General features: G+C 68.2%; 5 protein-coding genes and 1 pseudogene. 2 read left to right on the forward strand and 4 right to left on the reverse strand.

Translation table 11 applies throughout. The features are described 5' to 3' along the window. Window positions 1-453, reverse strand: a pseudogene (locus VD972_RS30660) (hypothetical protein); the annotation flags it as partial. A 90-nt stretch (window positions 454-543) separates the two neighbouring features. Further along, window positions 544-1371, reverse strand: a complete 828-nt coding sequence (locus VD972_RS30665) for a DUF4292 domain-containing protein (RefSeq protein ID WP_324992325.1) — start codon at window positions 1369-1371, stop codon at window positions 544-546. A gap of 43 nt (window positions 1372-1414) precedes the next feature. On the opposite strand from VD972_RS30665, the gene VD972_RS30670 reads away from it, so the two are divergent. Together VD972_RS30670 and VD972_RS30675 are read left to right on the forward strand one after the other, a co-directional pair. Next, the gene (locus VD972_RS30670) at window positions 1415-2119 is read left to right on the forward strand and encodes a MotA/TolQ/ExbB proton channel family protein (RefSeq protein WP_324992326.1); all 705 of its coding nucleotides are present in this window, start codon (window positions 1415-1417) and stop codon (window positions 2117-2119) included. 15 nt (window positions 2120-2134) lie between these two features. Beyond that, entirely contained in the window at window positions 2135-2590 is a 456-nt protein-coding gene (locus VD972_RS30675) for a biopolymer transporter ExbD (protein ID WP_324992327.1), read from the forward strand. 5 nt (window positions 2591-2595) lie between these two features. On the opposite strand, the gene VD972_RS30680 is transcribed toward VD972_RS30675, so the two are convergent. Together VD972_RS30680 and VD972_RS30685 are read right to left on the reverse strand one after the other, a co-directional pair. Then, the gene (locus tag VD972_RS30680) at window positions 2596-3558 is read right to left on the reverse strand and encodes a hypothetical protein (protein ID WP_324992328.1); all 963 of its coding nucleotides are present in this window, start codon (window positions 3556-3558) and stop codon (window positions 2596-2598) included. 282 nt (window positions 3559-3840) lie between these two features. Continuing rightward, window positions 3841-4446: N(G),N(G)-dimethylarginine dimethylaminohydrolase (locus tag VD972_RS30685; RefSeq protein WP_324992329.1), on the reverse strand; the 606-nt coding region annotated here is incomplete at its 5' end.

Genomic DNA, 4446 nt, shown 5'->3' on the forward strand with positions numbered 1-4446 from the left:
CTCCCCCAGCTCCGCGTTCTCCTCGTACAGCCGGGTGTAGGCGCGGGCGATGGAGGTGCGCCCCGCCACGTTGGGGATGATGCGGCACTTGGAGATGGCGCGCAGCTCGTCCAGGTGGCGCACGTTGAGCGGGTCCGCCACTGCCACCACCAGCGTCTTGCCCTCATCGCGCAGCTGCAGCGGCAGCACCGCGAAGTCCCGGGCCGTCTGCGCGGGGATCTTGGCGCGCACGTGCGGGGGGATCATCTGCACCGCGTCCAGGTTCACCGCGGGGATGTTGAGCTGCTTGGACAAGGCCCGGACCAGGATGTCCTCGGACACCAGGCTCATTCGGACCAGGATCTCTCCCAGCTTGCCACCCCACTTTGCCTGCTCCGCCAGAGCCGCCTTGAGCTGGCTCTCCTGGAGCACGTTCGCCTTGATCAGCAGTTCACCAAGCTTGATCTGTGCCATGTCACGTCCGGGGGGAAACCCGACAGTCCCCGTAAGGGGGCCATTTTAGACAGAGTTCGCCGTTTGGGGCGCATTTCCGGCCACGGCTTTTCACGAGCCGGGTGGCCCAGGGGACGGGGAGGCAGGCACGGGGCTCACCTCCCGACCCCGGGCGTCCACCTCTACCACGCGGGCGCCCTCGGGAGGAGCCAGCTCGAAGAGGGTCAGATCCGGGGGGGCGTTGAGTGTGACATCGCTGTAGCGCAGCCGCAGCTCCGTCTCCGCTACCTGAGCGATGAGCTTCACCTCCTTGGGGAAGACCACCGAGTCCTGCACCTCGAACTTGTCGAAGGCCAGATCATACCCGGGGACGCCTCGGACCTCGCTGCGTACCACGCGGTAGTACTTGGGGTGAACCTGGAGCGTCTGCGTCACCGGACCCCGCAAGAGCTTGAGGACGTAGACGCCCTCCTTGCGATCCAGCTCCAGCGTCTTGCGCTCGGGGGGGATGAACGGCACCTGCCCGAGCATCACGGCCACCAGCTCCTCGCTCGGCAGCACCACCGGCAGGAAGCGCGACACGTTCTCCGGGCTTGCGGGTCCTTGGTAGAAGACGTTGCCCTCCGTCTGGTAGAGCCCGAAGCGTTGGCCGTCCGACACCAGCGCCGCCACCGGGCGGTTGAAGAAGTCGAAGGTCTCCATGTGGAGCAGGCCCGGGCGGGAGATGCCCACGAACATGGAGAGGGTGCCGCTGCCCTGGGGGGAGCTCACGTGGAGCTTGGCGTCCCCCTGGATCGTCACGAGGTTGGCCTGGGCCTGGCTCACCAGCTGGAAGAGCTTCTCCGGGTCCTCGATGGGGCCCTCGGGGCCGAATTCGATGCGGTGGGGACACCCTGAACAGACGACTGCCAGGAAGATTGCTGCGGCCAAGCGGTTCATGGCTTAAGTCTCGGTCCTCGCCGCGCATCCTGGCCACCATTCCATGAGCCTGAACGAACTTCTCCACTATCTGCGCCTGGGCGGAGTCACCCTCGCCCTCCTCCTGATCGCCTCGGTCGTGGCGCTGGGGGTGGCCATCGAGCGCCTCATCGCCCTGTGGGGGGTGAGCGAGCGCTCGAGAAACCTGGGAGAGACGGTCCACAAGCACCTGCTGCGCGGGGATGTGGCCGCCGCCCGCACGGCGTCCGAGCGCTCGGACGCCGTGGTGGCGGACATCTTCCTGGCCGGCTTCGACCGGATGGAGCGGGTGAGGCTCAGCGGGGGTGGCGTGGAGTCCGCGGTGGAGCGCGAGCGCGCCCAGGTGGGCCTCAAGCTGCGGCGCAACCTGTGGATCCTGGCCACCATCGGCTCCATCACGCCCTTCGTGGGCCTGTTCGGCACCGTGGCGGGCATCATGCGCTCCTTCAAGGATCTGGGCCTGGACGTGGAGGCCGGCGGCACGGGCGGCACCGCGACGGTGATGACGGGCATCTCCGAGGCGCTGGTGGCCACGGCCGTGGGCATCCTCGTGGCGGTGCAGGCGATGGTCTTCTACAACTACTTCCAGGCGCGCCTCTCGCGGGTGCTGGTAGAGCTGCGGCTGCTGGGCGACGAGTTCGTGGAGCTGCTCAAGGAGCGCCCCTCCCCGCCCGCGCCCGCCGCGCCCACCCCCGAGCCCGCCGCCCGCAGCGACGCCTCTCACGCCTGAGCCGAGATTCCACCGATGGCCATGGGAAAGATACCGGGGAGTGGCGACGACGAGGGCGACGAGGGCGTCTTCGCCGAGATCAACATCACCCCGCTCACGGACATCTTCCTGGTGCTGCTCATCATCTTCATGGTGACGAGCACGGTGATCGTCCAGCAGGGACCGGGCGGCGGCGCCAAGGCGGGCCTCAAGGTGAACCTGCCCAAGGGCGGCGCCGCGGACGTCACGGCGCGCTCCACGGATCTGTCCGTGGCCGTGCTGGCCGACGGGCAGTACGTGCTGAGCGGCAACATCGTCAACGCGGACGAGCTGAGGGTGGCTTTCGACAAGGCCAAGGCGGAGAACCCGGAGACGCTCGTCATCGTCCAGGCGGACGAGGGCGTGTCGCACGGCACCGTCGTCCAGGTGATGGAGCTGGCCAAGCAGGCGGGGCTGGCGCAGCTCGCCATCGGCGTGCGCGATAGCGAGTAGCCCTCTCAGGGGCCGCAGGTGGTGCGTCCATAGACCGTGACGCACACGTCCGAGACTGCGGGTGGCCCCCAGAGATGAAGGCGGCAACCGCTGTCCTGTGTATCGATGCCGATCACCTCGGTCGTCCAGGCACAGCGCTGCAGCCCCCGCAGCTCTGATCCGTCCGAGCTGCGTGCGATCGCGTCGAGAGTCCGCGAGGCGTAGTCCCCGCCCGGCGGGCCCTGCCAGGTGCCCAGCTCGAGCCGCCACCCTTCCTCGTGCACCGCCTCCATGGGCAGGCGCAGTGAGGCGCCGCGGTAGGAGAGCTCCGGCCCTACACCGGCAGCGGCGATCTCGAGGATCAGGCCTGTCACCCGCAGGGGCTGGTGCTGGGGCTCTCCCATCCGCAGAATGCCGTGGCTCTCGGTGAGCTCGAGCCCCTCGCCGCCGACCCGCAGCTCGCCTCGCGGAGTGTCGGCAAAGAGGGCGATATCCGCCTCGATGGCCCCGCCGACGAAGTAGCGGCCCACCCCAGGCTGGTCGGGCACGGTGTACGGGTGCACTAGCTCCAGCAGCTCAAGCCGGGTCGGCTCGTAGCAGGTGAGCTCGAAGGCATCCTCGTAACGGACCTCGCCCTCGGCCATCACCCGCACCCCGACCTCATGCGCGCTCCCGGGCTCCGCATCACAGCGTGTGCGCAGCCGGTAGCCTCCCGTCATGTCGCTGGCTGGAGCTTCCTTGAGGGTCGTCTCGAAGTCGAACCCTGCAGGCGCCTGGATCTCGAGGGTTGTGCCTTCGAAGTCCCACCGCTCGACACGGTCAGCGTCCACGGAATCCGAGTGCTCCGGCCACGTCCGCTGGTCGTCGATATGAACAGTCGTATACAGCCCCGCGGCCACCGCTCCCAGAGGCTGGATGTACAGTTCCCCGAGCTTTCCCGTGCCCCGAGGCTCGCCACATCCCGCCAGGACGGCCACCCATAGGCTCAATCCCAGCGCTCCTGCTCCTCGCCTTGCCAGCTTTGCCACTCGGAACCGCCTCCTGTGTCGACGCGGAGGCACATCAGCAATCCGTGTTCCAAGCAGGCGTGGCGCGAGAAGCCGGGTGAGCTGGCACGGAAGCTGTGACATCCATGTCAGCCACATGGGAATCGTCTACGAAGATCCGGGGACGCAGGGGCTGGCCGCCGCCGAGGTCGCGGCGAACCTGTCAGACAAGCAGACAGGTTCGGCCAGAGCGTGCCGCCGGAGGGTTGCGCGCTTCCAGGACCGTTACGGCAACTCGCGCAACACCAGGCTGCAGCAGGTGACAGCACCTTCGGCCTTCTGCAGCTCCGACACATCGACCGGGGTGACAGCGATCCCCGCGTCCTCGAGCCGCTGCTGCGTGCGCGGGAAGCAAGCGGGGTACACCACTCCTCCCCCGACCCACAGCGCATTGGCGGCATGTTCCTCGCCCGGATCGACTTCAATCACGCGAAAGCCCGCGAACGCGACCGGATCGACCCAGGCTGGCTGCACCAGCAACGTGTCGTCCGCCACCTGGGTGACAGCGGACTTCAGGTGCAGGCAGCCGCGGATCGGCACAGGCCGCACCTCATATCCGAAGCCGGCGACATGGCCGCGCAGTTGCACGGTGCCCGCAGCATTGGTGCGCTCCGACTGGCCGACATACAGCGTGCGGCCCACGCGCAGCACGTCGCCGCCATCCAGCGTGCCCGGAGCCTCGAGCGTGCGCAGAGGGCGATGGCGCGCCAGCACCTCCGCCACAGAGAGGACCTCCGCGCGTCGCGATTCAGCCCCCGGCCGGGTCAGGACCGCCACCTCGTCCAGCACCACCGCCACGTCCTCAATGAACACCGCATCGGGCATGGACTC

It is taken from the genome of Hyalangium sp., assembly GCF_035629615.1.
In the GTDB taxonomy this organism is placed as follows: Bacteria; Myxococcota; Myxococcia; order Myxococcales; family Myxococcaceae; genus Hyalangium.

Excerpts from the sequence above, each read along its gene's own strand:
- VD972_RS30665 (WP_324992325.1), bottom strand. The coding sequence starts at position 1,371 with ATGAACCGCTTGGCCGCAGCAATCTTCCTGGCAGTCGTCTGTTCAGGG.
- VD972_RS30670 (WP_324992326.1), top strand. The coding sequence starts at position 1,415 with ATGAGCCTGAACGAACTTCTCCACTATCTGCGCCTGGGCGGAGTCACC.
- VD972_RS30675 (WP_324992327.1), top strand. The coding sequence starts at position 2,135 with ATGGCCATGGGAAAGATACCGGGGAGTGGCGACGACGAGGGCGACGAG.